This window comes from Stenotrophomonas sp. 3diitr2024, from assembly GCF_042136455.1.
In the GTDB taxonomy this organism is placed as follows: domain Bacteria; phylum Pseudomonadota; class Gammaproteobacteria; order Xanthomonadales; family Xanthomonadaceae; genus Stenotrophomonas; species Stenotrophomonas sepilia.
Genome location: NZ_JBHHMJ010000712.1, coordinates 1 through 1100 on the forward strand (window position 1 = coordinate 1; position 1100 = coordinate 1100).

The 1100-nt window shown below is 66.9% G+C and carries 2 protein-coding genes; both read left to right on the top strand.

The window, feature by feature from the left end:
* Positions 1 to 89 precede the first annotated feature (89 nt).
* Complete coding sequence (locus ABGA94_RS18715; RefSeq protein WP_005415115.1) at positions 90 to 584, top strand: hypothetical protein; 495 nt, start codon at positions 90 to 92, stop codon at positions 582 to 584.
* Between the two features lie 13 nt (positions 585 to 597).
* Positions 598 to 873 carry a DUF4031 domain-containing protein gene (locus ABGA94_RS18720; RefSeq protein ID WP_111129476.1) on the top strand — a complete coding sequence of 92 codons (276 nt, stop codon included), beginning with the start codon at positions 598 to 600 and terminating at the stop codon, positions 871 to 873.
* The last annotated feature ends 227 nt before the right edge of the window (positions 874 to 1100 follow it).

Here is a 1100-nt window from a genome sequence, read left to right on the forward strand (position 1 = left end):
CAGATCCCTTTCCCCTGGAAAGGGATCTGACCCCACCTGCGTGCGGCCGCTACAATGGCGGTCTTTCCGTTTCCAGGTGACCCCACCCCATGTCCCAGAACTCCAAGGCCAAGCGCGACAAGCGCAAGAAGCAGCAGGCCAAGCGCCCGTTCCTGCGCCTGAATGCCCAGCAGCAGGTGCAGAACCATGCCGTGCTGACCAACGAAGACGGCCAGGTGGTCGCCGCCATCGGCCTGCAGGGCCGCGAATGGCTGCTGGCCATCGGTGGTCAGACCATGGGCAACGCCGAGAACCCGGTGCCGATGCTGGCCATGCTCAAGCACCTGTCCAACGTGCAGGAAAAGGAAGGCCGCAAGGTCAACCTGGAGTATTCCGAGCTGCTGCAGAAGCTGCTGGACACCCTGGCCGCCGAATCCGGCCAGACCGCTGACGAGTACCTGGACAAGCTGGTGTCCGAGTTCGAGACCGTGGAAGCCGAAGAAGGCGAAGAAGCCACTGAGGCCGCCGAAGGCGATGTGGTTGAAGCTGCTGCCGACGCCGAGGCCAGCCCGGCCGCTGACAGCGACAGCAAGCCGCAGGCCTGAACCGGCCGCGGCGGTGACGGTCTACGTCGATGACGCGGTGCATCCCTGGCGCGGACAGCGCTGGGCGCACCTGATGGCCGACACCCTGACCGAGCTGCACGCGATGGCGGCGCAGCTCGGCATCCCACCGCGGGCCTTCCAGAACAAGGCCAGCGGTGCCCACTACGATGTCACGGCCGAGCTGCGTACGCAGGCGATCGCGCTTGGCGCGCGAGCGATTTCCCGGCACACCGAGCGCGAACTGGTCAAGGCGGTGATCGCCAACGCCCGGGCGCAATACCGGCCATAGGCTCGGCTGCCGTTTGCCTCCTGTAGAGCCGAGCCCGCGCTCGGCTGCAGTCCGCGTAGAGCAGCCGAGCATGGGCTCGGCTCTACATGCGCAGCGCTGCCTGCCCCGCTCAGAACGGGTCGCTGCCCAGTCGGATCTCCACGTTCAGCAGCGAGCACAGCGCCAGCATCGCGTCGTCGTCACGGGTCAGCGCCATCACGCCGGTGAAGCCGTCGCTGCCGGTATCC